At 49.5% G+C, this 26,135-nt stretch carries 22 protein-coding genes; 6 read left to right on the top strand and 16 right to left on the bottom strand.

Going from position 1 to position 26,135, the window contains the following annotated elements; translation table 11 throughout:
• Nucleotides 1-34 precede the first annotated feature (34 nt).
• Nucleotides 35-808 carry a tRNA cyclic N6-threonylcarbamoyladenosine(37) synthase TcdA gene (gene tcdA / locus BFC17_RS08410; protein ID WP_070176286.1) on the top strand — a complete coding sequence of 258 codons (774 nt, stop codon included), beginning with the start codon at nt 35-37 and terminating at the stop codon, nt 806-808.
• A gap of 62 nt (nt 809-870) precedes the next feature.
• Nucleotides 871-1,278 carry a hypothetical protein gene (locus tag BFC17_RS08405; RefSeq protein ID WP_070175991.1) on the top strand — a complete coding sequence of 136 codons (408 nt, stop codon included), beginning with the start codon at nt 871-873 and terminating at the stop codon, nt 1,276-1,278.
• 35 nt (nt 1,279-1,313) lie between these two features.
• Here the strand turns inward: BFC17_RS08405 and BFC17_RS08400 are convergent, their stop codons facing one another.
• Genes BFC17_RS08400 through BFC17_RS08390 form a run of 3 tightly spaced genes read right to left on the bottom strand, consistent with a single transcriptional unit; the run spans nt 1,314 to nt 3,556 of the window.
• Entirely contained in the window at nt 1,314-1,799 is a 486-nt protein-coding gene (locus tag BFC17_RS08400) for a DUF2919 family protein (protein ID WP_070175990.1), read from the bottom strand.
• A 9-nt stretch (nt 1,800-1,808) separates the two neighbouring features.
• Nucleotides 1,809-2,237 carry a GNAT family N-acetyltransferase gene (locus BFC17_RS08395; protein ID WP_070175989.1) on the bottom strand — a complete coding sequence of 143 codons (429 nt, stop codon included), beginning with the start codon at nt 2,235-2,237 and terminating at the stop codon, nt 1,809-1,811.
• Between the two features lie 5 nt (nt 2,238-2,242).
• Nucleotides 2,243-3,556, bottom strand: a complete 1,314-nt coding sequence (locus tag BFC17_RS08390; protein ID WP_070175988.1) for a serine hydrolase domain-containing protein — start codon at nt 3,554-3,556, stop codon at nt 2,243-2,245.
• A gap of 372 nt (nt 3,557-3,928) precedes the next feature.
• Here BFC17_RS08390 and rimO point away from each other — a divergent pair, with 372 nt between their 5' ends.
• On the top strand, nt 3,929-5,371 hold the full coding sequence (rimO, locus tag BFC17_RS08385; RefSeq protein ID WP_070175987.1) for a 30S ribosomal protein S12 methylthiotransferase RimO: 1,443 nt from the start codon (nt 3,929-3,931) through the stop codon (nt 5,369-5,371).
• A 32-nt stretch (nt 5,372-5,403) separates the two neighbouring features.
• On the opposite strand, the gene BFC17_RS08380 is transcribed toward rimO, so the two are convergent.
• From BFC17_RS08380 to BFC17_RS08355, 6 genes are read right to left on the bottom strand one after another with little or no spacing between them, the layout of a single operon-like run.
• Entirely contained in the window at nt 5,404-6,063 is a 660-nt protein-coding gene (locus tag BFC17_RS08380) for an SDR family oxidoreductase (protein WP_070175986.1), read from the bottom strand.
• Nucleotides 6,064-6,082: 19 nt separating this feature from the next.
• On the bottom strand, nt 6,083-6,841 hold the full coding sequence (gene kdsB / locus BFC17_RS08375; protein ID WP_070175985.1) for a 3-deoxy-manno-octulosonate cytidylyltransferase: 759 nt from the start codon (nt 6,839-6,841) through the stop codon (nt 6,083-6,085).
• Nucleotides 6,842-6,845: 4 nt separating this feature from the next.
• A complete protein-coding gene (locus BFC17_RS08370; RefSeq protein ID WP_070175984.1) occupies nt 6,846-7,049 on the bottom strand; it encodes a Trm112 family protein in 204 nt (67 codons plus the stop codon).
• 10 nt (nt 7,050-7,059) lie between these two features.
• Nucleotides 7,060-8,067, bottom strand: coding sequence for a tetraacyldisaccharide 4'-kinase (gene lpxK, locus BFC17_RS08365; protein ID WP_229680898.1), 1,008 nt, complete (start codon nt 8,065-8,067; stop codon nt 7,060-7,062).
• 2 nt (nt 8,068-8,069) lie between these two features.
• A complete protein-coding gene (gene msbA / locus BFC17_RS08360) occupies nt 8,070-9,812 on the bottom strand; it encodes a lipid A export permease/ATP-binding protein MsbA (protein WP_070175982.1) in 1,743 nt (580 codons plus the stop codon).
• Nucleotides 9,813-9,868: 56 nt separating this feature from the next.
• Entirely contained in the window at nt 9,869-12,100 is a 2,232-nt protein-coding gene (locus BFC17_RS08355; protein WP_229680910.1) for a DNA internalization-related competence protein ComEC/Rec2, read from the bottom strand.
• A gap of 134 nt (nt 12,101-12,234) precedes the next feature.
• Between BFC17_RS08355 and BFC17_RS08350 the strand changes: the two genes are divergently transcribed.
• Nucleotides 12,235-12,765 (top strand): DUF2062 domain-containing protein, encoded by a 531-nt coding sequence (locus BFC17_RS08350; RefSeq protein WP_070176285.1) that lies wholly within the window; start codon nt 12,235-12,237, stop codon nt 12,763-12,765.
• A 56-nt stretch (nt 12,766-12,821) separates the two neighbouring features.
• On the opposite strand, the gene ligA is transcribed toward BFC17_RS08350, so the two are convergent.
• The 3 genes from ligA to smc all read right to left on the bottom strand — a co-directional run bounded on the left by ligA (nt 12,822) and on the right by smc (nt 19,589).
• A complete protein-coding gene (ligA, locus tag BFC17_RS08345) occupies nt 12,822-14,855 on the bottom strand; it encodes an NAD-dependent DNA ligase LigA (protein WP_070175980.1) in 2,034 nt (677 codons plus the stop codon).
• Between the two features lie 61 nt (nt 14,856-14,916).
• Entirely contained in the window at nt 14,917-16,098 is a 1,182-nt protein-coding gene (gene zipA, locus BFC17_RS08340) for a cell division protein ZipA (protein WP_070175979.1), read from the bottom strand.
• A gap of 23 nt (nt 16,099-16,121) precedes the next feature.
• Complete coding sequence (gene smc, locus BFC17_RS08335; protein WP_070175978.1) at nt 16,122-19,589, bottom strand: chromosome segregation protein SMC; 3,468 nt, start codon at nt 19,587-19,589, stop codon at nt 16,122-16,124.
• A gap of 260 nt (nt 19,590-19,849) precedes the next feature.
• Here smc and cysZ point away from each other — a divergent pair, with 260 nt between their 5' ends.
• On the top strand, nt 19,850-20,596 hold the full coding sequence (gene cysZ / locus BFC17_RS08330; protein WP_175439548.1) for a sulfate transporter CysZ: 747 nt from the start codon (nt 19,850-19,852) through the stop codon (nt 20,594-20,596).
• On the opposite strand, the gene BFC17_RS08325 is transcribed toward cysZ, so the two are convergent.
• Nucleotides 20,583-22,076, bottom strand: a complete 1,494-nt coding sequence (locus BFC17_RS08325) for an SEL1-like repeat protein (protein WP_070175977.1) — start codon at nt 22,074-22,076, stop codon at nt 20,583-20,585. The two genes, cysZ and BFC17_RS08325, sit on opposite strands and share 14 nt — an antisense overlap.
• Nucleotides 22,077-22,080: 4 nt before the next feature.
• Nucleotides 22,081-22,959 carry a lipoprotein NlpI gene (nlpI, locus tag BFC17_RS08320; RefSeq protein ID WP_070175976.1) on the bottom strand — a complete coding sequence of 293 codons (879 nt, stop codon included), beginning with the start codon at nt 22,957-22,959 and terminating at the stop codon, nt 22,081-22,083.
• A gap of 119 nt (nt 22,960-23,078) precedes the next feature.
• On the opposite strand from nlpI, the gene cdd reads away from it, so the two are divergent.
• Nucleotides 23,079-23,480 (top strand): cytidine deaminase, encoded by a 402-nt coding sequence (gene cdd, locus BFC17_RS08315; RefSeq protein ID WP_070175975.1) that lies wholly within the window; start codon nt 23,079-23,081, stop codon nt 23,478-23,480.
• On the opposite strand, the gene BFC17_RS08310 is transcribed toward cdd, so the two are convergent.
• Nucleotides 23,477-23,779, bottom strand: a complete 303-nt coding sequence (locus BFC17_RS08310) for a DUF1244 domain-containing protein (RefSeq protein ID WP_070175974.1) — start codon at nt 23,777-23,779, stop codon at nt 23,477-23,479. The genes cdd and BFC17_RS08310 overlap by 4 nt on opposite strands.
• Nucleotides 23,780-23,853: 74 nt before the next feature.
• Nucleotides 23,854-25,968 carry a polyribonucleotide nucleotidyltransferase gene (pnp, locus tag BFC17_RS08305; RefSeq protein WP_070175973.1) on the bottom strand — a complete coding sequence of 705 codons (2,115 nt, stop codon included), beginning with the start codon at nt 25,966-25,968 and terminating at the stop codon, nt 23,854-23,856.
• Nucleotides 25,969-26,135 lie beyond the last annotated feature (167 nt).

The raw sequence follows: 26,135 nt of genomic DNA, 5'->3' as shown, positions 1-26,135 counted from the left end.
CCCATTGCTAACATCAACCCAAAAAGGCTTTGAAATGTTTGATAAACAACGCTTTGGCGGTGTCGCCAGATTGTATGGTGAATCCCCCACAACCACCATTGCGGGTTTGCACATCGCTGTTATAGGCATTGGCGGTGTGGGTTCCTGGAGTGCAGAAGCTCTAGCCCGGACCGGCATAGGGCAAATAACTCTAATTGATTTGGACGATATTTGTATCACCAATACTAACCGCCAGATCCACGCAATGGCTGACACCATCGGACAGTCAAAAGTGGCGGTGATGGCGGATCGTATCAGACAGATAAACCCTGACTGCGTGGTCCATGCTATCGAAGATTTCGTTACCCCTGAAACAGTGATGGAATACATGGACGGCCAGTATGACGGTGTTATTGAAGCCACTGACTCTATCAAAGCCAAAGCCAGTATTTTGTATTACTGCAAACGCAATAAAATCCCGGTAGTCACCGTGGGTGGTGCAGGCGGACAAATCGACCCGACTCAGATCACCTGTGCCGATTTAGCCCGCACCATTCAGGATCCGCTGGCAGCAAAGCTGCGAAACGAACTGCGCCGTAACTATGGTTTTTCTAAAAACCCTAAACGTCGGTTTGGTATAGAGTGTATTTTTTCAACCGAACAGCTCCGTTATCCGCAGCCCGATGGCTCGGTGTGCCATAATAAATCGCTGAATGATGGCAGTACCCGACTCGACTGCACCTCCGGATTTGGCGCATCGGTGATGGTCACGGCATCATTTGGCATGTTTGCGGCGGCCCGTATTGTCAACAAACTCTGCGGTGCGTGAACGTTGTCCTGACTCGACATTTTAAGCTGCGTCGCGCACAATACGATAAAAGGAGAGCCATAATGCAACAACACGAATTAGAACAACTGATGGCAGACAGCGCAAAAGATGCGGTAGAAACCAGCAAGGACATGTTTGATGTTACACTGGATTTCAGTCCTGATAGCATCGAGATGGTCGACAATCTGCTACTGGCTTTTGTTGATCGCTTTAAAGATCAGGCCCTGGAAGACAATGCCGTATTTACCCTGTGTAACATTTATGGCGCCTACATTGGCGAAGTGATGAAAAGCATTATTGGTGGTCAGTGGCGCTATGATGATTCTGATAAAGCAGCCCCGTTTGTAGTACTGGATGTTGGCCTTTATTCCTATGCTTTTGCCGGGATATGTTACGAACGCCTGGTTAATGATAGTCAGGTAAGCGTTAAAGCCTATTTTGATCAGGCTCTGGCCAACAATACCCAGTAATTAACCCGGGCATAGTGTTTAACCCCGGCTTAATGTTAATTTTGCTTAACCCTGACTGGTGGCTGTCGCCAGTCTTTAAGCATAACATCGATATGATGACTGCGATTAACCATATAAATAAACGTCACCAACACCATCACCACACTCCCTAGATAGCCATCAAATTGCCAGCCTGCCCGTTGTAAAAAGCTGACAACCACGCCAAGCTGAAATAACGCCCCGAGACTACACAGTGGTTTAATAAGCAAGCGCCAGCCTGTGTAGCCGTGCTGCCATAGTTGCTCTCTGAAACTTACCAGTAAAACCACCAGCAAAAAAGGCAACGTAGCAACAACCTGCAGCCACAGCGTGTCACTATGAGGAAAAAACAGCCTGTACAAACGTGCAGACTCTGCCGGTATAGCGGTAAACGCCACGACTAACAACAGATCCCGACACGCTATGGCCAGCATCCAGTAAAACCACCGGGGCGCCAGCACGGTACCAGCTTCATCATAATGTTTAAGGGGTAACGGGATCATAATAAAAAACTAAAGTGATGTGGCAAAATGAAAGCTGCTGATATGCATCTTTTCATGCAAATAAAAAGCGTGGGCGCCATGACGTTGGGTACCTGAGTCCAGGTGCAGGCTCTGACAACCGGCAGCTTGCGCTATCTCGCGACAATGATTCAGTAACGCCTGTCCGGTATGCTGACCACGGAATTGTTCAGCAACAACCAGGTCATCGATATACAAATGCTTGCCCCAGGCCAGCTTGCAGCCGACGATAAAACCGGCAAGTCCAATGACTTTTTCGTCATTGGTGGCCACCAGCAACTGATACCCCAGAGAAAACTGAGTCTTAATTTGTTGCTCTATGTCTGCTGCCGCAAGCTGGGGGCGAAGCTGTTGCATTACGGCAATAACGCCAGACCAGTCTATGCCTTCAGAGCTTGTGTAATGGGTTATTGTTGTCATGTTTTTCACTTTCCGGACATTAATTGTTGGCTGAGCTTATGAGTAGACCGGCTACGTCGCCACTTTATCACAGCCAGAATAGTCACCAGTAAAATAATCAGTGCCGTGCCAATTAAAATGCGCAAAACCATATCGCCCAAGGTATTACGCAGAATGTAGAGATCAGGTTTGCCGGTTTGCCAGGTTGTCCACAACGTCCCTAAATCGGAAGCCAGCGCATTAGCATTGCCTGTTTGAATAGCAATAAAGGCTGCGCCAGTGGCAGGATTGACCCTGACAGACGCATTCAGAAACGGCGACTGGCCGCCATGTCCGATAACGTTATCACCATTTGCCAGCGGCGCGTAAATAATCACCCCTGCACCCCAGATATCAAGGCCATCGACATTAGCCAAAGGTGCCCGCATTTGCGCCAATGATGCATCACTCAATAAGCGAGGCTGATCGCTACCCACTGCTGATGAGGGTAGCTGAGCCTGGGCAAATATAATCAGATCATGCAAGCTCGTATATAACCCCGTTGCCGCCAGTGAGGTATAGTTTGGATACTCCCGGCGCTCACCATTTTCACCAAAATATTCAGCTAAACGGGGATTGTCCCGTGGGACAGTAAATCCGGTATCTTTCATCCCCAGTGGAGTAAATACCCTGGCTTGCATTACCTCTGTGAAATCAGCACCAGTCGCATCTTCAATGATAAGCTGAACAAGATTATAACTGCCTCCTGAATACATCCAGCGACTACCGGGCGCCATGCCTACCCTCACTCTGCCATCCACTGCCGGATCGGCATCAGCCGCTTTGGTCAGGTGTTCCGTCAGCGCCTGAACCGGTTCTCCGGGCTTAAACCCATCATGTCCCAGACCGTCGGTAATTCCTGCGGTATGACTCAGTAAGCGACGCAACGTCACCGCATTGTTATCAAATTCGCTTGGCGGCAAATGCCACCGTTTAAGGTAAGTCTCCACCGGTTCATCCAGCGCCAGGATCCCGTCTTCAACCAGCGTCATAACACCCACCGCTGTAACCCATTTACTCAGCGATGCAACGCCAAACAAACTGTCACTATTTACTGCCCGGCCTTCAGAAAAAAACTGCTGGCTAACGGGCAAGCCTTTTTCATCAAGAATGGCAAAAACCAGATTGCCTGTGTTTTGTGATTGCGCATACTCTGTCAATGCTTGCGAAAAAGCCGGTACATCGCCTTCAGGTGCAATTGGTTTAAGCAACCAGCCTTCTGTTGTGGCCAGAAAATTCAATGTTGTCCAGGCCGCAATAGCCAGCACCGTTGCGGTTAGCCACAATCCTGCTTGCTTCATTTGATTTACTCCAAGATTATCCATATGTCAGTAAGACAGGTTGTATCATTCGTGGGCATTATTCCTAAGAGCCGAATTGCAACGATTTATGACAAAGTCCGAAAAGTGTGCTTAATCAACTAACTGCGCAAGGTTTTAAGTTACCTCCCAGGCTGCGAAGAGCCTGAAACGGAAGCCGTGTCGGACCTCAGCAATCTGACTGTTACATAAATTCACAAAAAAGAACTGAGCACAAATACCATCTGGCTCTCTCTGCCCTGCTGGTTGGACTTTTGCCCACATAAAGTTCCTACGCCAAAGATGAAGTCAGCGAATTTTTTGGGTATACTCTGCGCCCTTTAAAACCGCTGTTGCTAAACACCAGAGTTCACTATGACCGTTGAAAAATTTGACCCGAAACAAACCACCACAATGGAAGGACCTAAGGCGGTACTTGAGCAGCAAGCACAGGAAAGTGTCAGCACCACAAATGGTGGAGCGCGCATTGGCTTTGTAAGCCTGGGCTGCCCGAAAAACCTGGTCGATTCTGAGCGGATCCTGACTCAACTGCGCACCGAAGGCTACGAGGTTGTACCTACCTATAACGACGCAGCGCTGGTAATTGTGAATACCTGCGGTTTTATTGATGCAGCGGTACAGGAATCACTGGATACCATTGGCGAAGCACTGGCCGAGAACGGTAAGGTAATCGTAACCGGCTGCCTGGGCATAAAAGAAAACGAGATCCGCGAAGTGCACCCCAATGTGCTGGCCATAACCGGGCCCCACGCCTATGAGGAAGTGGTCAATCAGGTGCATGATCATTTGCCCAAACCACAGCATAATCCCTTCGAACATCTGATCCCGGATCATGGTATCAAGCTGACACCGCGTCACTTTGCTTATCTTAAGATTTCCGAAGGCTGTAACCACCGTTGTACCTTTTGCATAATTCCATCGATGCGCGGCGATCTGGTCAGTCGCCCGATTGGCGAAATCCTCGATGAAGCCCAGCGCCTGAAAAACGCCGGCGTAACGGAATTACTGGTAATTTCACAGGACACCAGTGCATACGGCGTCGATGTTAAACACCGCACCGGGTTTTGGAACGGCATGCCGGTAAAAACGCACCTGCAACAACTGTGCGAAAAACTGGGTGAAATGGGCATGTGGGTACGACTGCATTATGTGTATCCCTACCCTCATGTAGACAACTTAATCCCGCTGATGAACGAAGGTAAAATCCTGCCTTATCTGGATATCCCGTTTCAACACGCCAACAAACGTATTCTTAAACTGATGAAACGTCCGGGCAGTGCCGAGCGCACGCTGGAGCGCATTAAACAATGGCGTGAGGCGTGTCCGCAGTTAATTATTCGTTCTACCTTCATTGTTGGTTTCCCGGGTGAAACCGAAGAAGAATTTTGCGAACTGCTGGACTTCCTGCGTGAAGCGCAGCTGGACCGCGTTGGCTGCTTTGCCTATTCGCCGGTGGAAGGTGCTACCGCTAACGATTTACCCGACCCTGTTGATGAAGAAATTAAACAACAGCGATTGGAACGTTTTATGGCGGTGCAAAGTGAGATCAGTGCTGAGCGCCTGAAACTGCGTATTGGTCAGGAATATCAGGTTGTCATCGACAGCGTTGATGCCGAAGGCGCTGTGGGACGTTGTTACGCAGATGCTCCTGAGGTTGACGGCGTGGTTCATCTCAACGGTGTTTATGACGTTACACCAGGGCAACATGTCTGGGCCGAAGTGATCCACACCAATGAGCATGATATGTGGGCAGTATTATCTGACGACCAGGATGAAGAGGATAGCGAAGAGGCGTAACCCGCCGCCTCTTGCGCGTTTAGAGTGAAGTGTTACCAGGGTAACGCTTCACCGTTTGCATGAATAAACCGTCCGGCGTTATCCAGGTTAAGCTCGTTTATGCGGGCTATCAGATTGGCTGCGGCAGTATCGGCATCGACATCGCCGTTACCGCCAACCATGTCAGTTTGCACGAATCCGGGGTGAAACAATCCCACCGCAATTCCCTCACTTTGCAAATCTTTTGCCATGGATACACCTGCCGCATTCAGGGCGGCTTTACTCATACGGTAGCCATAGTAACCACCAGAGCCGTTATCCGCCATCGACCCCATTCGACTGGTGATCAGCGCAATTTTACTGCCCTCGCTGAGTTGCGTTAACAAACATTGCGTAACCAGCAATGGGCCCATCGCATTTACCCTGAACTGATAATCCACCGTGTTGGGCTGCCATTCGTTTAATGATTCATTCGCCAGTACACCGGCGTTATTGATAAGGATATCAATGCTAACGTCTTTCAAAGCCGACAGATGAGCTGGCAAAGTTTCTGGATCGCTGACATCCACGCCATCGATAACCACAGCATCACTGGCATTGAGTTGATCAGAACTATTACGGCACACGCCATAAACGGTGTGGCCCGCAGCCAGATAATGCCTGGTAAGCGCCAGTCCGATGCCACGATTTGCACCGGTAATCACTACGTTCATAAAAACTCCTTGGTATGGTTCAGGCCCGCGCCGCCAGAACATTCAGCAGATGAGCCAAATCTTCAGGTGTATCTATGCCAACCGGAGGCGGTGCTATCGCTTCTTCGATATGGATGGCGTCGTCATACCACAGTGCTCTGAGTTGCTCCAGCGACTCAATCTGCTCCAGTGCAGACGGCGCGTAACTGACGTACTGATTAATGTATTTAGCGGTATAGGCATACAAACCTATATGCCGGAAATACAAAGAAGGATCAGCACTCACCGGTGTCGACATCATGGTATCCCGGGCAAAAGGCAGCACTGATCGGGAAAAATACAGCGCCTTGCCGGTTGTCGAAAAAACCACTTTTACAATATTCGGGTTAAACACTTCCTCTTCGTCGCTAATCGCAGTGCACAATGTGGCCATTTGCATTGAAGGATTGGCTCTGAGGTTTAAAGCCACCTGTCTGATGTTGTCGGCTGGTACAAAGGGTTCATCCCCCTGCACATTCACAATAACAGTGTCATCGGCAATTTGTTCACGGGCAATCACCTCAGCTAACCTTTCAGTACCTGAGGTATGCTCGGTTGACGTCATTACCACCTGTGCAAACGCCTCAGCCACGGTGGCAATCCGCTCATCATCGGTAGCCACAATGATTTTATTTGCCCCCGCTTCTGTGGCACGCTCAACCACATGCTGGATCATCGGCTTCCCCTGAATATCAGCAAGCGGTTTGCCCGGGAAACGGCTCGACTGGTAACGGGCAGGAATAATAACCGTGAAATCCATTGGATTACCCTTTTTTAATTGCTTCAAGTTGTTCCAGGCTGATGGAAGTTGCCCGTTCTTCTAACAATACCGGAATACCATCATTGATGGGATAAACTAAACGGTCGAACCGGCAAACCAACCCCGGCTCTTCCTGTTCGGTGTAAATGAGTTTTCCCTTACACACCGGACAAGCAACAATTTCCAGTAATTTTTTATCGAAGGCCATGAAGTTTCCTTTATTTATTTTTAATAACGCGGGATAAACGCTCGGTTAACTGAGTATAAAATTCGTCGGTCAACTCCGCATCCACCGGTTGATACCAACAGTTATTGTGTGCGTATTCTGCCGCTTTAACCGCGTCTTTTTCGGTCATTATCACACAACCCTGCGGTATATCACCCGACTCAATGGCCTGGTGATCGGCCAGCGCAATAGTGTGATCCAGACGCACGCCAAGCGCTTTTAACTGACTAAAAAAACGCGATGGGTCGCCAATGCCAGCCATGGCAGTTATGGCAGGCTCGCTATTGGCATCACACAGCTCGCGAGTCACCTCCGGGTTTAATACATTTACTAATTTGCCCGGTTTTAAGCGCATGGTCACTGGCGCAGGCGCATCTGCTGGCAAAGCAATACTGGCACTTTGCTCGGACTGATTGAGCACCAGAAAATCAATCGTGTTTAAGCGCCACAAGCCTTCCCGCAGGGGCCCCATAGGTAACAGGTGACCATTACCGAATAACCGGCGATCGGCAACCACACATTCAATGTCGCGCTGTAAGGCATAATGCTGCAAACCATCATCACTAATAATGACATCACAGTGCAGTTGCACCAGTCGTTCAGCGCCCCTTGGACGAATGGGATCAATCACCACCGGAACGCCCGTGCGCCGAGCAATCAATAATGGCTCATCACCGACCGTTGCGGCCTTATCGGTAAGACTTACCTGATGCGGAAAGTCGCGGGTTTGTGCGCCATAACCACGGCTCACTACGCCAACCTTAAATCCTTTCTCAGTCAGGAATTCACAAAGAGCGACCACCAGCGGTGTCTTACCATTGCCGCCAACCGACAGGTTGCCCACGATAATAATTGGCACCGGCAATTTGTGGCTTGTTTTGAGCCCCATTACAAACAAACGTCGGCGGATTGCCGAAATAAGGTAAAACAGCAAAGACAATGGCCAGAATAACCACTGATACCAGCGTCCCTCATACCACATCCGGTTAATCGCTGACACCTTTATTCTCCAAATTGCAGGGCATGCAACTGCGCGTAAGCGCCGCCTTTTGCCAGCAGTTCCTGGTGTTTGCCCTGTTCAATAATATGCCCTTGATCGACCACGATGATCTGATCGGCATTTTCGATGGTGGATAAGCGGTGCGCAATAATAATACTGGTTCTGTTCTGTTGCAGGGTGGTCAGGGCATCCTGAATCATGCGCTCTGATTCTGTATCGAGAGCAGAAGTTGCCTCATCAAGAATGAGCACAGGTGCATTAAGTAAGAGCGCCCGGGCTATAGCGACCCGCTGACGCTGGCCACCGGAAAGTGCCGAGCCGTCCTCGCCAATAAGGGTGTCCAACCCATCATCCAGCAGTTCGGCAAACTCCATAACGTGAGCTAGTTTGGCGGCTTTAACGATTTCTTCCCGCGACACATTATCCGCTACGCCATAAGCAATATTATTGGCAATGGAATCGTTGAATAACGTTACCTGCTGTGACACCAGCGCAATGTTGCGGCGTAATTCTGTAAGTTTAAAGTCGTTAATGTCGGTGTCATCCAGCGTAATGTTGCCCTGCTCAGGAAGGTAAAACCGGGTAAGCAGACTCGACATCGTGGATTTGCCACTGCCGGAACGTCCCACTAACGCGATACTGCTGCCAGCCGGTACATCCAGTTTTATCTGATTGAGCGCCGGGTTGTGCTTACCCGGATAGGTAAAGGTCACGTCATTAAAACAAATGTGCCCTTTTATCGCATCAGCGTTAAGGCTGCCGGTGTCTTTTTCGATTTCCTCATCCAGTACGGCAAATATGCTCTGGCAGGCCGCCATCCCTTTTTGAAATTCACTGTTCACCGTGGTCAGCTGTTTTAGCGGTTTAAGCAGCATCACCATGTAAAATACAATGGTCACAAACGTACCGGCGGTAAGCTCTGCCAGCATATTCGGTGTACTGGCAATGTATAACACCACCGCCAGGGCAACAGAAGCAATAACCTGAATACTCGACACACTCAGGGTTTGGGTAACCGCCAGCTTCATGTTTTGCTGACGATTGTCATTGTTCTTTTTCGCGAAACGTGCCTGTTCTTTTTCCTGACCGCCAAACATCAGTACCACTTTATGCCCTTTTACCACCTGCTCCACTGCACTGGTCAGAGTCCCCATAGACTGCTGAATATTCCGGCTTACTTTGCGAAAGCGCTTGGTAACAAAAGAAACAATGACTGCCACAATGGGCCCGACAAACAGGAACACCAGGGATAATTGCCACGACAGATACAGCATCCAGGCAAGGATACCGATAACTAACGCCCCTTCCCTGACCAGAATAGCTAACGACTTACCGGCCGCTCTGGCGACCTGATCGGTATCATAGATAACTTTGGAAATCAGGTTGCCCTTAGCCTGCTGATCGTGAAAGCTGACCGGCAGATGAATATACTTACTGAACAACTGCTGGCGCATTGTCATCACCACCTGGGCACCAATCCAGCTCAGGGCGTAACTGCCCATAAAATTAAAAATGCCACGCAGAATGAATACCGGCACCACCAGATACGCCGCCATACGAAGGTAATCAAAATCCTGGTTATTCAGCGATCGATCGATGACCGGCTGTACCTGAGAAATGACAAAGGTATCTAACGCGGAATATCCCACCATTCCCACAAATGCTACAAAAAATGCCAGTTTGTAGGCTTTCAGGTAACTAAAAAACCGTTTTACCGGCAATGATTGAGCTTCGTTGTCTTGCATAGTTCACTGTTATTTTCAAAAATCGGCGTCATTGTACCCTCTATATGGGCAATTCCCTAGTTTGAAAAGGTTTTATGAAACCATTTGCTACTCAGACTGCGCCGATACTCGCCAATATCCACTGTCTGTTGGTTAAATTCAAACCACAGATAACCCGTTTTGCTTAACTGAATGGCATGACTGCCAAGCGCCTGATAACGCCCGACTACCGCCTGATGAGGAAAGCCCCAGCGATTAAGCCAACCTTGAGAATACACAACATAGTCAGGCGCAACACGACTGACAAATTCAGGCGACGACGAAGTCTTGCTGCCATGATGAGGCGCCAGTAAAACAGTAGCCGCCAGTTGTGAAGCAGGATAGCGGGCGATTAACTGCTGTTCTACCTTAGCTTCAATGTCGCCCGGCAGCAGTACCCGGTGATGATCATCAGACAAAGCAATCACGCAGGAATAATTATTATCAGAGTACTGCTCTGCCATGGCAGGTGGTGGCCACAACACCGTTATTGTTAGGCTTTGCCATTTTTGCACCGTGCCCATGACACACTCGTCACTGGTAGTTAGCAATTCAGTAGCGGGAAAATCCGCTGCCAATGCCATCAGGCCGCCAGCGTGATCGTTATCTTCATGGCTGACAATGACCTTATCCAGGATCAGACCCCGGGCCTCAATAAAAGGCCGGATGACTGCTGACAGAAAGTTAAACCCTGAGGCAAAGGCCGCGCCGGTATCAATTAAGATAGCCTGACCCCGCTGAGTCACCAGGGCAGCGCTACCTTGCCCTACATCCAGAAAATGAATTTGCCAGCTGTCGTTATAAGTATTGTCTTTTATCGTTGCACTGCCCCAGGCCAACACGCTGACAAGCAAAAGATAAAAACGGCCTTTAAAGGCAGGAAATAGCAACAAAATAGCTAACCCCGCCGTTAATACCGCTAGTCCCTGTAGCGAAACAGTGCGGGAAGAAAGTTCACCAAACCAGTGATCAATATTCACCACTTGCCCCATGAGCCACTCGAGCAGTGTCCCACTCAGGGACAATACCAGCGCCGCAGACCAGCTGGCATAAGGCTCCAGCATCAATAAAAGCAGACCTGCCAGAGACAGCGGAATAACCAGCATGGTCATCACCGGCACAACAACCAGATTAACCACCGGCGCAATAATACTCACCTGTCCCATCAAACCCGCCACCAAAGGTAACATCAGCACACACAAAGCCAGTTGCATAAAGATAAACGTCTGCCACCCAGAGAGGTGATATTGCCCGGCAAACCGCCAGTGAATAATCGCAATAATGGCTACTGCCCCCACACTGAGATAGAGAGCGATGCCATAGACGGCCAGTGGATTCAGCAGGATACTCAGCAGTAAAGAGAAGATAAGCAGTGATAGTCTGCTACTACGATGGCTAAAAATATAAGCGACAGCAACCAGACAAACCACCGCTAATGCACGCACCACCGCGATTTGCCAACCCGCCAGATACGCATAGAACGTACAGCAGGCTAAGCCAGCCAGTATCGAAAATACCAGTACACTTTTGGGTAATGGCACCCCAACAGCAATGGCAATACTGGTGAGTAGTTTGATCAACCAAAAAGAAGCTGCGGCTACAATCATCAGATGCAAACCTGAAATCGCAAACAGATGCGCTGTACCCGTACGCTGTAAAACCGCCCAGTCGTGCTGGGAAAAGCCCTGTCTGTCACCAAATAATAAGGCACGTAACCACTGATCACCGCTGGTGTTAAGCTCGTCGAGCCGTGCTTGCAGCTTGCCTCTGAGAGAAACATCCGGCGTGGTCAGCCATATCGCCTGACCTCGAATGTAACCGGTCTTAACTATCGCGCGACTCAGGTACCATTGCTGTTTATCAAAGCCATAGGGGTTTGCCACTGCACGGGCCGGTTTTATTCTGGCGCGGGCGTTAATTTGCTGGCCAACGGCAAAGGATTTCTCCGGGCGATAATAGTTTAATAATACCGACCAGTTACGCCCCAGCGACTGATGATTAATCAGCACTTGGTTAAGGATAATCCGGTCGTAGTCCGGGTAATGCTGAAAACCGACAATTCGTCCCTGAATTGTTACATCTTGTTGAATTTCACCACCTTGCTGTTGCAAGGTCTGGTATGATTGCCCTACACTCGCTGCCATAAGTACGCCAGCTATTGTACTCAGCGAGACAAGACCCGCATTACAGATCATTTTTTGTAAGGGTTTTGCGATAAAATAGGCAGTGATTATCGTGACGATAAATCCGGTTACGGCAATGGCCAACACCCACTGCACAGAGAATTGTGGTAGTATTGGCCACCATCGGGCCGAAATAACTGCGCAACAAAATCCTGTTGCGGCGATATCAGTAATGTGTCCGTTCACCTTTGACTCTGATGTCAGATAAGATTGATTTTTTTATGCCTAAGAAGTTTATTAAACGCTATTTGCCCGATCCGAATTCCATCAAACAAAATCGGGCGCTCAAGATCTTTGGCACTATTTTGCACGAACCTAACCTGTGGCATTTAAACCGGAAATCGGCCTCAGGAGCATTTGGCATCGGGCTGTTTTTTGCTTTCTGGCCCGTTCCTTTTCAAATGTGGCTGTCTGCAGCAACGGCTATCCCGTGTCGGGTCAATCTGCCATTGTCCATTGCTACCGTCTGGATAACCAACCCGTTTACCATGCCGCCTATATTCTATGGTGCCTATCTGATTGGCTCTACTGTCCTTGGGACCAAGTCTGAACCTTTTCACTTTGAACCAACCTGGGAATGGGTCGTCAACTCAGTGTCTACCATTGGTCCGGCATTCCTGCTGGGTTGCGGGATCTGTTCGGTAGTATTTGGGCTGGGTGGCTATTACACCTTAAACTGGCTGTGGCGATTCTCGGTAAAAAAAGCCTGGCAGCTAAGAAAAGAAAAGCGCCGGCAGGCGCTCAAATCTTAAACACAGATGTATATAAAAATGCCGGGACAATCCCGGCATTTTTGTTTACAGGTTATTTATACCAGCCCGTGTTCTCGCAAAAACGCCAGCAGGCGCGCTTCATCCCACACGTCCACGCCCAACTCCTGAGCTTTCGTGAGTTTTGAACCCGCCTTTTCACCGGCGACCAGAAAATCCGTTTTTGCCGACACGCTGCCAGCAACCTTGGCGCCGGCCTGCTGCAACAGTGCCTTAACATCATTACGGGACATTTCGCTTAGCGTTCCGGTCACTACACAGGTTTTGCCATCCAGCACCAAATCCGCCTCATCAGGGGTTTCAATGGCAGGCCATTGTAATCCTGCGTCCAGCAAACCATTGAGGACCTCAGTATTATGCGCTTCGTTAAAAAAGTTAAATACATGCTCAGCCACCACAATGCCAACATCCTGCACCGCCTGTAACGCTTCCAGATCGGCCCGGGCAATCGCATCAAGTGTTTTAAAATGCATGGCGAGGTTAACTGCCGTGGTTTCCCCTACTTCCCGGATACCCAGTGCATACAAAAACTTAGGTAAGGTAGTTTGTTTAGCACTGTGTATGGCCTGAAGCAGATTTGCCGCCGATTTATCGCCCATTCTTTCCAGTTGGATAAGGGCCGGAAAGGTTAAATTAAAGATATCAACCGGGGTTTTTAACAGCCCGGCGTCAACCAGTTGTTCTATGAGTTTGTCACCCAGGCCATCAATGTCCAACGCTTTACGCGAAGCAAAATGTTTTAATGCCTGCTTACGCTGAGCGGCACAAATTAAACCGCCGGTACAGCGGGCGACCGCCTCGTCAGCCAGTTTTTCAACCTGAGAGTCGCATACCGGACAATGATCCGGAAACACGATTTGCCGGGCGTCTTCAGGGCGCTTATCCAGCACCACCGAAACCACCTGAGGGATTACATCGCCAGCGCGGCGAATAATAACCGTATCGCCGATACAGGCCCCCAGCCGTTCGACTTCGTCCTGATTGTGCAGGGTGGCATTTGACACGGTTACGCCACCCACAAATACCGGCTCCAGTCGGGCTACCGGGGTAATTGCGCCGGTGCGGCCAACCTGAAACTCAACATCCAGTAAACGGGTCATTTCTTCCTGGGCCGGAAACTTTTGCGCAATCGCCCAGCGCGGTGCTCTGGCAACAAAACCCAGGGTATGTTGTAAGGCAATGTCATCGACTTTAAACACCACTCCATCGATGTCATAGGCCAGCCCGTCACGACGAGTCAGTATCTGTTGATAATAAGCCAGACAGCCAGCCGCCCCTTCGGTTATGCCGATGTCAGGACACAAAGGCACGCCCCAGTTGGCGAGTTGCTGCAAACGTTCATGATGGCTATCAGGTAATATAAAGGAATCCGGTGCCACCACACCCAAAGAATAGGCGTAAAACATAAGCGGACGTTTGGCCGTTATGCGCGAGTCCAACTGACGCAGACTACCGGCGGCAGCATTGCGGGGATTGGCAAACACTTTCAATCCGGCTTCCCGCTGCTGGTTATTCAGTTTTTCAAAACCTTCCCGCGGCATAAACACTTCGCCGCGTACCTCAATTCGCTCAGGCAAATTATCGCCACGTAATTTAAGTGGTACATTACCGATGGTACGCACGTTAGCGGTAATATTTTCCCCCACCTGACCATCCCCCCGGGTTGCAGCCCTGACCAGCACCCCGTTTTCATAAAGGATCGACACTGCCAGTCCATCCAGTTTGGGCTCACAGCTATAGGCAATGCTTGCGGTGGATTTAAGCCGGTCCTGTACTCGTTTCTCAAAGGCGGTCAGATCGGCTTCATCAAAGCCATTGTCCAGCGACAGCATTGGGACTTCATGGGTAACCTGCTCGAAGGCGCCCAGTGGCTGCCCGCCCACTTTCTGACTGGGCGAGTCCGGCGTGACAAGCTCAGGGTGCTCAGCTTCGAGCGCCTGCAGCGCTTTCATCTGGCGGTCATATTCGCTGTCAGGCACACTGGGATCATCCAGCACGTAATACTGATAGTTGTAGTCGTTGATTTTCTCGCGCAAAGCATCTAGCTGCGCAATGACAGTTTGGTTACTCATGGGAATAGCTCTTTTGGTATTGCACAACGATTGGCCGTTGTGCAAAAATAGTGTAGATAACTTAGTTTCTGGCAATCATGCGTTTGCGTTCAAAATCGCGAATTTTCTCGACATACTGCTGCAGGCCTTGCTTGGATAATACACTGCGGCGGCCATCAAGTACCTGTGCGTTAAACTCATCGGCGATTTTTCGCGCCGCATTGTGCATCATGTTGAAGACCTGATGCGGATCACCTTCGATTGGCAGCAACATAAACAAGGAAACGCCGCGAGTGGTGAAGGTTTCCAGGTTATCGATATCAAAATTGCCCGGTTTAAACATATTAGCCAGACTAAATAATACCGGTCCTTTACCGTTTGAGTTCACATGACGATGAAAAATATCCTGATCGCCAAACTTAAAACCCAGCGTTAGTAGCATTGGTAGCAAAGCGGCCCCACTAATTGGCGCATCTTCCGGAGCCCGCACGTTGAGGATCAGTACTTCTGGTTCCACCTGAACTTTTGCCCCTGCAGCAGAAGCCGGTTCTGCGCTCACCGAATCATCAAAATCAATTTGCATCTGATCATCACCAAAACGCGGTTCCTGACGCCGGCGGGCACTGCTGCGAGAGCGTTTTTTCGCCGCCACGGGCTCTTCAGCGCTTTTGTCAGGCACGACAACTGGTTCTGCTGCCGGGGCTGGTTGCGCATCAAGGGAAAAGTCATCTTCGGCTGGTGTAGCGGCTTTCGCTGCCACTTTATTTTCGGTTTTAGCTTCATCCTTAAGTAAAAAAGCCGGTGGCGCAGGGACGGATTCTGGTAGCTCCACTACGTTATCATGCTGATAGTGAGGCTTAGGATTAGAAACAACCGACGCATATAATTTCTCAGCCGGCGGTTGCACATCGTCTGTCAGGCTGTCGGCCTGAGGGGCGTTAGCCGCTGCCGAGGAAGTAGCATCTTCTTCGTTGTCCGCAGGTTCAGCCATCTCATCGGCATTGATAGTGTCAAATTCATCGTCGTCGCTTGCAGACTCATGAATCACCCGAACTTCGCCAATGCCGTCTTCATCAAAATCATCCCGGCGATTAGTGTTCGCCGGCTCCGCAGAAGAGTCTTCCTGCCACTGTTCAGGCTCAATGCGGCGTTGGGGCTTTTTCGCCTGACTATTTTTACGGATGTTCCAGATGCCATGTGCCAGGACGCCAAAGATAAAGAATCCACCTAACAGCAACAATGATAAACGTAATTCTTCTTGCATCGACTTCTTTCGCCTTTTTTTAATTATGCGTCTACTAACGAGACCGCTTCGTCAACGTCTACTGCAACCATCCGTGACACACCAGGTTCGGCCATGGTTACCCCTGTCAGATGACTCGCCATCTCCATCGCAATTTTATTATGAGAAATGTAGATAAACTGCACTGATTTGGACATTTCCGAAACCAGGTTACAGAAGCGCCCGACGTTAGCGTCATCCAGCGGCGCATCTACTTCGTCCAGCAAACAAAATGGTGCTGGGTTAAGCCTGAAAATTGCAAACACCAATGATAATGCGGTTAATGCTTTTTCTCCACCGCTAAGCAAATGAATTGTACTATTTTTCTTGCCCGGTGGTCGCGCCATAATCGTTACACCGGTTTCCAGCAAATCATCATCGGTTAAGGCTAAATAAGCGGAGCCACCGCCAAATACTTTGGGAAAGAGTTGTTTAAGATCTTCATTCACCTGCTCAAAGGTCTGACTAAAGCGCGCGCGGGTTTCGCGATCGATTTTGCGAATCGCATTTTGCAGTGTTTCCAGCGCCTCATTCAAATCATCAAACTGCGTATCCAGATGTGCTTTGCGTTCAGCCTGCACATCGTACTCTTCTACAGCGGCGAGGTTAACTGCCCCTAACCGCGCGATTGCCGACGACGTTTTCTCCAGTTCCTGTTGCCAGCCGGACTCACTGGTCTCAGCGGGCAATGTTTCCAATACCGATTTTAATGTGACACCAACTTCGTTAAGTTGTTCAAGAATTGCTGTCCCCCTGACCCGGTAGCCCTCGGCCTCGATTTTAAGGCTATCGAGTTGCTCCTGACGTTTAGCAATGTCTCCGATTATCGCTTGCTGTCCCTGCATTGCCTGAGTAAGCAGCTCATCGGCATGTTCCAGCTCCTGCTGTAATGCATAACGCTGCTCCTCAAGTTCGGCTTTTTCTGCCAGTAATACCTGCAGCTGGTCTTGCTGTTCTGTTTGTGGCTGATTTAGTGTCTGTTTTTCTTTGTACAGTTGCTCAGCCCGCTGTTTCAGACTGGTAATTTGCTGCGCTACCCGTTGTTGCTGTGACGACAAAGACTGCTGCTGATTGCGGCATTCCTGCAGTTTTAAGGCTAGCTGATGCAATTCCCGGGTATTTTGTTCATACTGGCTGCGCTGAGCACTCAATTGCTGCTGTAAAGCCTGCTGCTTATCCTGCAAGCGGGCCTGATCTTCGGCCTGCTCGGCCAGTTCCACTTCGAGCCCTTCGAGACTTTCTGTGAGCATGGCCAGTTCTGTCGCCTCATCTTCCAGTTGCTGTTGCTGCCGCGCTAGCTCATCATCAAGCCGCTGGCGTTTTTGCCCTTCCTGACGCTGCTGTTCAGTAAGCCAGCTCAGACGATTAGTCAGTTGCTGGCGTTGGTTGGTGCGCTCGCTAACAGCAGCCTGACTGGCGGTAAGCTGTTCACGGCACTGTTCTATTCTGGCCGTTGCTTCGCTAAGGCTGGACTCACTTTGTTCTAACTGCGCTTCCTGCCTGAGGATATCGCTGTCCAGTTGCTCAATAAGTTGAGCTCGTTGCAATACCCCCTGCTCTGCATCGAACTGACCAAACCGATACCAGTCTGGTCCGAACCACTGACCGTCAGTAGTCACGACGATCTGATTGTCCTCGCACTGAGCGCGAAGTGCCAGAGCCGATTCGGCATCCTGCGCTACCAGTATGTCATTAAACCAGCGAGGCACGGTGGCATTCTCTAACAGTTCGGCCACACTGCCGGGACGTTTTTGGCTGGTGAACGCCGCTTGCGAAAAATACTGTAAACCAGGCGTGAGAGCCGACTGTTCGGTAGCCAGTGAGGCCAGCGAGCGTTGCCCGGCCAGCTGAGCATCGCCTAATTCGTTGAGCACGTATTCCAGTAATGCTGCTGCCCCGGGTTTTGGGGTAAGCTGTTGCCATAACGGCTGCACCCCCTTGGGCTGGGTTTTAGCTGAACCCGCCGCTTGCTGGAGCGTTTCCAGAGCGGTACGTTTTGATTGATTTTGCTGTAATTCCCTGCGCTGCTCATGCACCTGTTGTTGCTGGTCAGCCTGGTCTCTTTGCGCCTGTTCCAGGGTTTGCCTGGCGGTGAATACCTGGTCTTCCTGAACCACTATCTGCTCGGCTAGCATCTCGAGTTCCAGTTCTATAGTTTCGATGGCTTGCTGATGATCGGCCTGGGAAAACTCGCGAATCTCTTGCTCTATTTCACCTATACGCTGCTGCGTACGCATTTGCATTTGCAGTAAAGACTGCACTTTGCTGTGCTGGGAATGGACTTGCTGCTTTACCTGATGATAACGCTGGTCGGTTTGTTGAAATTCTCGCTGATGCTGGTGTAATGCGGCCTCCGCCTGGTCACGCGTAACCTCAAGCTGCTCGCTGGCAGCTTGTTTTATTTCATATTCGGGCTCCAGCAACAGCATTGTGGCTGACTGCTCTTCCGTTTGTAAGGTAAAAAGCTGCGACTCTTCTTCAAGCTGTTGTTGTTGTGAATCAATATCCCCTAACTCAGCATCAATCTGTTTAAGTCGCTGCTGATTATGCAACGCGGATTGTTCCAACCGGGAAATGGTCGAACTGACGGTAAATAACGTTTGCTGCAGGTGGTCGAGCTTTTGCTTACAGCTTTGTTGCACATCGCGGTATTTCTCGATACCAGCTTCATCCCCCCGTTGCCGGGCGCGCAGCGCTTCAATGTCGGTTTCATGTTGCTGCTGGGTTTGTTGCAGCTTTTGCAGGTGGTCGTCATGTTTTAACCAGCGAATGGCCGCCAGTTCACTCTTAAGCTTACGCTCCTGTGCTTTGAGCGTGGTATAGCGTCTGGCGGCAGCTGCCTGACGCTGTAATTTGTCGAGCTGACGGGCTAACTCGGTGCGCACATCCTCAAGACGTTCAAGATTATCCTGGGTATGGCGAATACGGTTTTCTGTTTCGCGGCGACGCTCTTTGTATTTGGAAATACCAGCCGCTTCTTCGATAAAGACCCGCAGCTCCTGAGGCTTCGACTCGATCAGGCGGGAAATCATGCCCTGTTCGATAATGGCATAACTTCGAGGGCCTAATCCGGTCCCTAAAAACAGATCAGTGACATCACGGCGCCGACATTTACTGCCATTTAAAAAGTACGTTGAAACGGCATCCCGCGTAACCAGGCGTTTAATGGACAACTCATTGTATTTGGCATATTCACCGGCAATGCGGCCGCTTGAGTTGTCAAAAACCAGCTCCACGCTACACTGCCCCACCGGTTTACGTGCCGAAGAGCCATTAAAAATAACATCAGTCATGGCGTCGCCACGCAGGTTTTTCGCGGAACTTTCACCCAGCACCCAACGCACTGCGTCAATCACATTGGATTTTCCACAGCCGTTAGGACCGACAATCGCCGTCATATCGCCAGGAAACGGGATAGTTGTGGGATCAACAAAGGATTTAAATCCGGCAAGACGAATTTTTTTCAGACGCACAGTTATACCACCCTCGTAAAAAGGGCGTTACCTGAAGCGGCGGCCGCTGCGCCTGTCGTTAAAACCGAACCTGAAGCTCTCAATATGCGCACTGTATCGTTATTCTTATACTGTGAATGTAACAAAGTTCATGAACTGTAACAATTATGATTTCACACCGGGTTTTGTGAGTTTTATACTGTCACCGTGTTTCAGCATGCCATTGTTTTTTCTCATTTCATTTATGGCATACCCACAGCGAGCAATCAGCAGGAGTAGTAATGACACAACGCAGCGGCATTGGTTATTTTGGGCAAGGGTTTGATTTGATCACCACTAAGGGATTGAAGCGTTTTGTCTTCATTCCGTTAATGATTAACCTGGTGTTGTTTTCTGCCGCGTTTTATTTTTTGCTGGGTGAAATTCAGGCTGGCGTAGACTATTTAATCGGTTTCATTCCCGACTGGCTGGGATGGCTCAAGACCTCAATCACTTTTCTTATCTGGCCGCTGGCTGTGATCAGCATCCTGCTTAGCTTTGCGCTGATGTTTGGTACCCTGGCCAACTGGATTGCGGCGCCATTTAATGGCTTACTGGCCGAAAAAGTAGAACGTCACTTAACCGGTAAATCACTTGGCGACGACGGCCTGATGGCCATTATTAAAGACATCCCGCGCACTATTGGCCGCGAGGTGACCAAGCTGGTTTATTATCTGCCACGGGCCATCGGCTTTTTACTGCTGTTTTTCTTTTTACCGGTAATTGGTCAGGTGCTGTGGTTTTTGTTTGGCGCCTGGATGATGGCTATCCAGTACTGTGACTATCCATTTGATAATCACAAGGTCCCTTTTTCAGTGATGCGCCACAAACTTGGCGAGCGCAAAGGCCTGAGCTATTCCTTTGGTATTGCGGTTAACGTAATGGCCATGATCCCCATCGTCAACTTTTTGGTAATGCCCGTTGCCATTTGTGGTGCCACAGCAATGTGGGTAAACGAATACCGTGACGAGGTACTCAGTCAGCGCTGATATTAGCGTCAACGGTATCGTCAGAGTCCTCTGTAGCGGTAATAGCCCGTTGCTGGCGGAAAATATTCAGCCAGTACGCGGCTTTTTCCGTATTACCCGCTTTTTCATAATGCTGAAATAAATTCATCGCAATGGGTCGCTGAGCTTTTGGATCATTTAACAGCGAGCGCCAGATATTCAGGTAAATGGGCGGAATATATCTGGCATCGTGATTTTCCATAAAGGTAATGCGGTCGCTGGGTTTATAGCTCTCCACCCCAATGTTGTTGCAGGTTCTGGCCGGATACAGCGTGACGGGAAATTCGATGGATTGCCAGTACTCTATATTGGCCAGCGGTGCGTAGGTAATCGCCCCCAGAAACACCAGATTAGGCGCACTCTTTCGTGCACAATATTCTTTTGCGAAACTCCGGGTTAATGGATATTCGTCAACAAAGCCGACAAAATGCGCCAGTTCGTGTACGAAGACACTGTAAGTATCTCCCACATCCAGATACATTACGCCGTTATTGACATTAGCCTTACCTGATTTCGCCAGGATGACGGCATGAGTAAACTGACGCTGACGTACCACCGGTTCCAGTACTTCGATATTACAACCTAAGCGTCCCTGTCCTTGCCAGTTGGCATCACATCGAATGGCATTACGCTGCAACCAGACCGGTTTATTTACACACAATGGCAGCTGTTTAAGCCGTTTGTCACCCAGATACTGCTGATAAATCCGGTTTGCCTGTACCATTTCTGCCAGCCCGGTGGCAAAAGGCTGGATCTGCTGACGGCACTGACTATCTGCTACCGTGACCTGTTTGACTGCGGCTAACGCCGCTATTGACTGGGGTTTATAGGTCTTTAACACCGCCATCACGTTACGGGCCTGTTCGTGCCCTTGTTCGGCGGCAAATTCAAATAAGCCAAAACCTTCGTCTTCGAGCCCCTGCTGCCAGCGAATAGACGCCAGCTGGAAAGCACTCTGAGGATCCGTTGCCGCCGTTTTTTCCAGCCAGGGTTCTGCCAGTGAGGATTTCTGATGTAACAGATACCAGTCGGCCAGTGCGGTTTGGGCAATAAAGAAGTCTTGTTCGGCGGCGGCCTTTAACCAGGTTTCACGATGGGCGAAGTCGTCTCTGGTTAAGGCAAATTCATACTGGGCTTCAGCTACGCCGCCACGGGCGGCAAGGCGCACCAGACGCTGAGTAACACGGGGATTATCTTCGATACGGGAAAGCGCCAGCGCGGCGGGTGAATAACCCGCCTTTATGAGCATTTCCAGCCAGTATTCGTCCTGTTGGTCCTCAGCATAAGCAAGCAAGCGCTCCTTAGCCTGCTGATTGTCCTGTAACACCGACAACCATAACAAAGGCGCAGGTTTATCAGCCTGCCCGGCATTCGCCAGTAACTGTGAGGGTAAATGCCCGCTGTCTGCCGCTATCGTCAAAGACGTAAAAACGGCCAGACAGGTCGCCCTGAAAAACATCATGAGCTTAATCGGCTACCGTATTTTGCCTTAAGCGTTGCAGTTCCAGGCGGGCGTAACGGTGCTCTACGTATTCGTATACATTGGTACTCAACGCAAACTTAAAATAATTGGACGCCACACCCGGTTGGTCGTTTTCTTCGTGGTACTTGCCAAGGTAAAAATAAGCCTCACACAAACGGTCGGTCAGTTCTTTTTCACTGGTAATCCCGTGCAGTAACGAATCCAGTAATGCTTTTTCATCCTGCTGACCTAAAAACAAATCAACCAACCCCGTCGCCCAATGCGTTACCGGTAAAAGCTGGCGGCGTTGGGATAAGGTTTGTCTGGCAGTGTCAGGCGCTATTTTTTGTTCGGCAAAATAGGCCCACAACACCCGAAAGGGATCTTCAGGGGCTTTATCGGCAAAAGTGGCCAGGTCTGATACCGCCAGATCCGGACGACCGCCATAATAGAGTGCGATACCCCGGTTTAAAAATGCAAAATCGTAATCAGGATCTAAATCCAGCGTAGAATCAAAGGCTTCGTAGGCACGACTGAACTGCTCCTGTTGTACCATGTGCACGCCCAGCGAATTATAGGCTTCTGCCATGTCTGGTTTAAAATCGATGGCCCGGTTGTAATCAAACTGCGCCAGGCCGCCCAGTCCGACACTGTCGTATAACATGCCGCGTTGAAAATGCAGTTGAGCTTTATCATCATCGGTGAGTTCCGAATTAGCCAGGATCTGGCCGAAGCGAGCGATAGCCACCTGTGAACGAATACTTAATGGCGCAGGCTCCGGCACCAGCAGGTTCCCCATTTCGGTTTGTTTAGGTTGAGGCGCTGTTTGTGCACATCCGGTTAGCACTAAAACAAAAAAGATAAGACTCAATCGACTAAGCATGGTAAATATAATTCATTCCTATTCGTCGCGATAATCACAACTATAACAGAAGTAAAACGCGAACACGTATCTAAGAGTGGGATTAAAACAAAAATAACGACTTAAAAGGAAGTAGTAAATTGTTACAACAATTAAAAGACGCCGCACTTAAAGCTCAGAAAAATGCGTACGCCCCCTATTCGAAATTCAGAGTTGGTGCCGCTATTATCGCCGATGACAAGCACATCTATGCGGGCTGCAACGTTGAAAACGCCGCGTTTCCGCAGGGGCAATGTGCAGAAGCATCGGCCATTGGCACCATGATCACCCAGGGTGGAAGCCGAATAAACGAGATACTGGTGGTGAGTCCCAACGAAGACTATTGCTACCCCTGTGGCGGATGCCGACAAAAAATTGCTGAATTCGCTGACGCTGCCACCCCGGTTTACCTGTTGACCTCTACCGGTGAGTGTACACAGACCACCGTAGCAGAGTTGCTACCACACAACTATACTCTGCCCGATGAGCAACACCGCGGTTAGCCCTTTTTCGCTTCCTGCTTTGCATTAAATGCCGCCAGCTGCTCTTCTGTGGCTGGTAACTGGTGTTTTTCTTTCCACTCGCTGTATGGCATTTTGTAAACAATACGGCGGGCTTCATCGTAATCAACTTCCTCACCCACGTCTTCTGCCGCTTTGCTGTACCACTTAGCCAGGCAATTCCGGCAAAAGTCAGCCAGTATCATCAGCTCGATGTTTTGCACATCTTTATGCTCATCCAGATGCGTGATCAAACGGCGAAACACTGCCGCTTCAATTTCGGTTTGTACTGATTTATCCATTGTCGTTTTTTCCTTCTGTTCACCATAAAAAAAGGGGCCTGAGCCCCTTTATACTGATTTAAATCGGTTTACGATTAAGCGTCGTCAGAAGACTCAGGCTTAGCTGGCTTTTCCAGCAGCTCTTTAATGCTTAAACGTACACGGTTCTGACGGTCGATTTCCATTACTTTTACGTCAACCATCTGACCTTCAGACAGGTAATCAGTTACCTTGTTTACGCGCTCATGAGCGATTTGTGAAATGTGTACCAGACCTTCTTTACCTGGTAATACTTCAACGAATGCACCGAAGTCTACGATACGGGTTACTTTACCGTTGTAGGTTTTACCTACTTCGATTTCTGCAGTCACCTGTTCAATCTTAGCAATGGCGATTTCCGCTTTAGCACGCTCGGTTGCGAAGATCTTCACTGTACCGTCATCTTCGATTTCGATGTTGGTGTCAGATTCTTCAGTGATTGAACGAATCATCGCGCCACCTTTACCGATAACGTCACGGATCTTGTCCTGATCAATCTTCAGCGTGTAAATGCGCGGTGCAAATTCGCTCATTTCTTCGCGGTGACCGCCCAGAGCAGAGTCCATTACGCCAAGAATGTGTAAACGGGCTTCTTTTGCCTGTTTAAGGGCAATCTGCATGATTTCTTTAGTGATACCTTCAATTTTGATATCCATCTGCAGAGCGGTAACACCTTCAGTGGTACCGGCAACTTTAAAGTCCATGTCACCTAAGTGATCTTCATCACCTAAGATGTCAGACAGAACTACGAAGTTATCGTCGCTCTTAACCAGACCCATGGCGATACCAGCAACAGAGGCTTTAATTGGTACACCAGCATCCATTAACGCCAGTGAGGTACCACATACAGAAGCCATTGAAGATGAACCGTTTGATTCAGTGATTTCAGATACCACACGAACTACGTACGGGAATTCTTCATCAGAAGGCATAACTGCCTGAATACCACGCTTAGCCAGACGACCGTGACCAATTTCACGACGCTTAGGTGAACCAATCATGCCGGTCTCACCCACACAGTATGGAGGGAAGTTATAGTGCAGCATGAAGCGGCTGTCTTTCTTACCAGACAGTTCGTCAATCATCTGGGCGTCACGTTCAGTACCTAAGGTTGCAACAACCAGGGCCTGAGTTTCACCACGGGTAAATACCGCAGAACCGTGAGTACGTGGCAGTACACCGGTAGACACGTTAAGCGCACGAACCATAGTTGGATCACGGCCATCGATACGCGGCTCACCTGCCAGAATGCGTGAACGTACAACGTCACTTTCCAGCTCATGTAACAAGTCCAGCACTTCTTTCTGGTCCTGCTCTTCATCAGCCGCCAGAATTTCAGCTGCCGCTTTTTCAGTTACCGCAGTAACCGCGTCTTTACGCTCCAGCTTGTCAGAAATCTGATAAGCAGCAGTCATACCTTCAAGCGCAAGGGCTTTGATTTTATCTTTCAGGCTGGTGTTTTCCTGCGGAGCAACCCAGTCCCACTTCGGCGTGTTCACTTCAGCAGCAAATTCATTTACCGCAGAAACAACTGTTTGTAACTGCTCGTGACCGAACATTACCGCGCCAAGCATAACTTCTTCAGACAGCACGCTGGCTTCTGATTCAACCATCAGTACCGCACCTTCAGTACCGGCAACCACTAAATCCAGCTGGCTGGCTTCCTGTTCGCTGTTACGGGTATTCAGTACGTATTCGCCATCGGTGTAACCTACACGCGCCGCACCAATCGGGCCGTTGAAAGGAATACCAGAGATGGCCAGTGCCGCTGAGGTACCGATCATTGAAATGATATCGGTTGGAATTTCAGGGTTAGCAGAAACAACCGTTACCACAACCTGAACTTCGTTTTTGAAGCCTTCAGGGAACAGTGGACGGATTGGACGGTCGATCAGACGTGCAGTTAAGGTTTCACCTTCAGAGGGACGACCTTCACGTTTGAAGAATCCACCCGGGATTTTACCGGCTGCGTAGGTTTTTTCCTGATAGTTAACCGTCAGCGGGAAAAAATCCTGATCGGCTTTGGCTTCTTTTTTACCGACTACGGTTACCAGTACAGTGGTATCGTCCATGCTGGCTAGAACTGCAGCGGTTGCCTGACGGGCAATTACGCCCGTTTCTAAAGATACAGTATGCTGACCATACTGGAATGTTTTTGTAATAGGAGTCACTATTTGTCCTTTAAATCTTTCTTTACAATTTCTTCGCTTTTAAACGCGGCCGTTAGTATAGCGGCGTCAACCGTGGTTTACCAATAACTAATCACAACTAAACAAAAAAATTGATTAACTACTGTAAATTGGACATTTTTGCGCCGGTCTATGGCGTCTTTTCATCA

This window comes from Marisediminitalea lipolytica, from assembly GCF_001758465.1.
GTDB classification, from domain to species: Bacteria; Pseudomonadota; Gammaproteobacteria; order Enterobacterales; family Alteromonadaceae; genus Alteromonas; species Alteromonas lipolytica.
The sequence above is the reverse complement of the archived record's forward strand: the minus strand, read 5'-3'. Positions and strand labels throughout refer to the sequence as shown.

Bases quoted from the DNA above. Each gene is read 5' to 3' on its own strand.
- kdsB (WP_070175985.1), bottom strand. From the start codon at position 6,841: ATGGATTTCACGGTTATTATTCCTGCCCGTTACCAGTCGAGCCGTTTC.
- cysZ (WP_175439548.1), top strand. From the start codon at position 19,850: ATGACACAACGCAGCGGCATTGGTTATTTTGGGCAAGGGTTTGATTTG.
- nlpI (WP_070175976.1), bottom strand. From the start codon at position 22,959: ATGCTTAGTCGATTGAGTCTTATCTTTTTTGTTTTAGTGCTAACCGGA.
- rimO (WP_070175987.1), top strand. From the start codon at position 3,929: ATGACCGTTGAAAAATTTGACCCGAAACAAACCACCACAATGGAAGGA.
- BFC17_RS08370 (WP_070175984.1), bottom strand. From the start codon at position 7,049: ATGGCCTTCGATAAAAAATTACTGGAAATTGTTGCTTGTCCGGTGTGT.
- ligA (WP_070175980.1), bottom strand. From the start codon at position 14,855: ATGAGTAACCAAACTGTCATTGCGCAGCTAGATGCTTTGCGCGAGAAA.
- BFC17_RS08395 (WP_070175989.1), bottom strand. From the start codon at position 2,237: ATGACAACAATAACCCATTACACAAGCTCTGAAGGCATAGACTGGTCT.
- tcdA (WP_070176286.1), top strand. From the start codon at position 35: ATGTTTGATAAACAACGCTTTGGCGGTGTCGCCAGATTGTATGGTGAA.
- msbA (WP_070175982.1), bottom strand. From the start codon at position 9,812: ATGCAAGACAACGAAGCTCAATCATTGCCGGTAAAACGGTTTTTTAGT.
- zipA (WP_070175979.1), bottom strand. From the start codon at position 16,098: ATGCAAGAAGAATTACGTTTATCATTGTTGCTGTTAGGTGGATTCTTT.
- BFC17_RS08350 (WP_070176285.1), top strand. From the start codon at position 12,235: ATGCCTAAGAAGTTTATTAAACGCTATTTGCCCGATCCGAATTCCATC.
- BFC17_RS08325 (WP_070175977.1), bottom strand. From the start codon at position 22,076: ATGATGTTTTTCAGGGCGACCTGTCTGGCCGTTTTTACGTCTTTGACG.
- BFC17_RS08405 (WP_070175991.1), top strand. From the start codon at position 871: ATGCAACAACACGAATTAGAACAACTGATGGCAGACAGCGCAAAAGAT.
- BFC17_RS08380 (WP_070175986.1), bottom strand. From the start codon at position 6,063: ATGAACGTAGTGATTACCGGTGCAAATCGTGGCATCGGACTGGCGCTT.
- BFC17_RS08390 (WP_070175988.1), bottom strand. From the start codon at position 3,556: ATGAAGCAAGCAGGATTGTGGCTAACCGCAACGGTGCTGGCTATTGCG.
- BFC17_RS08400 (WP_070175990.1), bottom strand. From the start codon at position 1,799: ATGATCCCGTTACCCCTTAAACATTATGATGAAGCTGGTACCGTGCTG.
- BFC17_RS08310 (WP_070175974.1), bottom strand. From the start codon at position 23,779: ATGGATAAATCAGTACAAACCGAAATTGAAGCGGCAGTGTTTCGCCGT.